Annotated in this window: 2 protein-coding genes; one reads left to right on the top strand and one right to left on the bottom strand. The window is 71.6% G+C overall.

The window, feature by feature from the left end; translation table 11 throughout:
- Positions 1-124 precede the first annotated feature (124 nt).
- Positions 125-739 (top strand): hypothetical protein, encoded by a 615-nt coding sequence (locus tag ABZ885_RS38785; RefSeq protein WP_360199553.1) that lies wholly within the window; start codon positions 125-127, stop codon positions 737-739.
- Between the two features lie 377 nt (positions 740-1,116).
- Here ABZ885_RS38785 and ABZ885_RS38780 read toward each other — a convergent pair whose 3' ends face one another.
- On the bottom strand, positions 1,117-2,472 hold the full coding sequence (locus tag ABZ885_RS38780; protein WP_360199551.1) for a hypothetical protein: 1,356 nt from the start codon (positions 2,470-2,472) through the stop codon (positions 1,117-1,119).
- Between the last annotated feature and the right edge of the window lie 323 nt (positions 2,473-2,795).

Here is a 2,795-nt window from a genome sequence, read left to right as displayed (position 1 = left end):
GTCCGCCGACGATGCCGGCGGACCGCCCCCAGAGGACAGCAACGCTGAACAGCATGTTGTCGGCCGATACGCGCAGGAACGCAAGCACGGCCGGCTGTCGGAGGAGGGTGGCACACTCGCCGGCATGAAGATGATCGAAGCGATCGAGGCAGTCCTGAAGGCGAGCGACTCGGAGATGGAGCCCGGGTACGAGGGCGAGTTCACGCTGGCGGGGCGGCTGTCGAGCCACGGGGGGATCGCCGTGTGCGGGCTCGACGGCGCCGAGTTCTACACCTTCTCCCTCCTCGCCGACGGACTGCACGAGGTGTACCTGGCCTACGACCGGGACGACGAGCGCGGCGCCACCGTCACCGCGGTCGCACTGGTCGCCGGCGGCACCACCCCGCAGGCGCTGGTGGGCGCGAGCTGGGAAGAGGCGTCCGACGACGTCAACATGCTGAGCGAGGGCGCCTCGGCGATCTACTCCGGAACCCCGGGCAACCTGGCCATCGGCGGGGCTCTCGGCCGGACCGCGGGCTTCGCGGAGGCCGACAGTCCCGAGGCCCACGCCGTGGCCGAGTTCCGGGCGCAGCGGGAGAGCGGCTCCCGGACTCCCGTGCTGGACGTCGTCGTCGACCCTGCCAGCGGCGCGAACGCGCTGGTCTTCCCCACTCGTTGCTTCACATCGAACAGCATCCTGGTCGGCCGGGACGAGGGCGGTACGGGTGTCGGGATCTTCTGGTCCAACTTCGACGGGTGATGTTCGGCCGGTGCGGGCCCGGCCTGTCGTGCGCCGGGCGTTCGGCAGGTACGGGCGGCTGACTTCCGGTCCGTTCGCCGCTGGGGGTCCTGGGGTGACCACAGTTCACGGAGTTCGCCCTCGCGGGCACCTGATCAATAGGATGTGTCAAGCCGTGGTGACAGGCCGCGCGCACGTGCGAACGCTCGGCGAAGCCTCTGCCCGAGCTCTCCGAGAGGCATTACCGATGCACCCGAGTGTTGCCCGACTGGCCGGCCTTCTGCCGCCGCACCCCGGGGCCGGCGATCCCGTCGACTGGGACGAGGCGGCCCGGAGGTGGGGCATCCCGATTCCGGCAGACTACCGCGACTTCGTCTCCGTCTACGGTGGTGGGGAGATCAATCGCTCGCTCTCCATAGCGCTGCCGCTGGAGGTTGCCCAAGGTCCCCGCGGCCCCCTGCACTTCGAGACGCGGAGGCCGTCGCCGAAGGCTGCCAGGGCCGCGCGTGCCGCAGGATAGACGTCCGCCGGGAAGCACCGGTCGGACGACAGCACCGCTTCGAGCAGCGGCGCCGCGGCGGAGGCCGGGGCACCGATCCGGGCGATGTGCCGGACACCGCGAGGCAGGACTCGTCGGCATCACCCGACGTCAGGGGTTCCAGCGCCGCCAGCAGCACGGGGACGGCTGCGTGCGTGTCGCCGGTGATCCGCCACCAGGCATGGGCGGCCTGGACACGGGTCCACGGGCCGGGTGATTCCAGCAACGGCCGGACCGCGCTCGCGCATCGCGTCGCCTGCGGGCCCAGCTCTGCCAACCGGCCGAGGTCGGCGTACCCCAGGCCCCGGGACGCCGCGTCCTCCAGGAAAGCCAGGAAGACCTCTGATTCACCGGTGATCCGCCAATGGGCCCACGCCGCATTCTGTGCGCCGTGCCATCTCCGTGTGCCGTTCGGCACCAGCCTGCTGCCGTCGTGGCGCGGTGGCTGCGTGACGCCGCGGACGAAGCCCTCAAGGATGTCCGCCGCGGGCTCCGCCGCCGGCCCGATACTGCCGAGCACGTCGCAGGCCCATCGGACGTTGCGGGTGGCGAGTATCGGCACGAGCTCGGGAACCGCCTCGCTCACGACGGGACCCCATGCAGCCAGAGCCTTGAGGACCGAACGCAGTCCTTCGCTGTCGGCCGAGTCGACGAGCATGCGACGGATTCCGGGGAGCAACTCGTCGGCGCAGCCCAGCAGCGGCTCAAGAACCTGCCCGAGTGAGGTCACGGGGAAGAACGGCGTTCCGCTGCTTGCCGCCAGCCACCGGTGCACCGGGTCCAGAGCCGCCGGATGGCCGAGACGGGCAAGAACCAGTGCCGCGGGCCCGGCAACCCGGTCGTAGGAATCGTTGGCGGCCGCGATCAGTGCGGGAACGGCCGACGTGATGTCCTGTGAGGAGTCCGCCGACGCGAACTGCGCCAGCACCATCGCCGCGTCGCCTCCGGCATGGAAATGGCGGGACTCCAGGCATCGCACCAGGCCGGCCACCAACTCCGGCCGGGGCGTGCGCCATCGCCGCAGGATGTCCGCGGCGAGTGCGACCGCGCCCTCGACCAGCCTGGAGTGCTCGGAGACGAACCCGCCCATGGCCAGCGCGATCCCGCGATCCGCGTTCTCGTACACGTCCAGCCGCAGATCGTCCGGGTCCACACCCGTGGCCACGAGCAGCTTGCGTGCCCAGAAGTCCTGCACGGTCCCGGTCCCCAGCGTCATGGCTCGCAGGCTACCGCTGCGGCGTGGGCTCTTGGGATGGCAGGTCCTGATCGGCACCGGGGCGACGGGCGAACCGTGCGGGTCCAGTCAGCGGGAGGCACCGCACGGCGTGCGGTGCCTCCGGAGTGCCGGACGTGGCGTGGGGTCAGCCGCGGTAGAGGTAGTAGCCGCCGTGGCCGTTGCAGCCGTTCGGCCAGTAGGCGCCCGCACGGAAGCCCGCCGGGATGGGCGAGTTGGGGCAGGTGGCCGCACGGGGCCGGGGCCTGGCGCCCCGCGCGCTGGAGGCGGTCACCGGCTGGGCGTTCGCGGCCTTCGCGGCCGAG

It is taken from the genome of Kitasatospora sp. NPDC047058 (assembly GCF_040643935.1).
GTDB lineage: Bacteria > Actinomycetota > Actinomycetes > Streptomycetales > Streptomycetaceae > Kitasatospora.
Note: the sequence above shows the minus strand (reverse complement) of the source record. Positions and strands in the feature narration are given on the sequence as shown.

Coding starts and splice junctions, on each gene's coding strand:
- ABZ885_RS38785 (WP_360199553.1), top strand. CDS start 125: ATGAAGATGATCGAAGCGATCGAGGCAGTCCTGAAGGCGAGCGACTCG.
- ABZ885_RS38780 (WP_360199551.1), bottom strand. CDS start 2,472: ATGACGCTGGGGACCGGGACCGTGCAGGACTTCTGGGCACGCAAGCTG.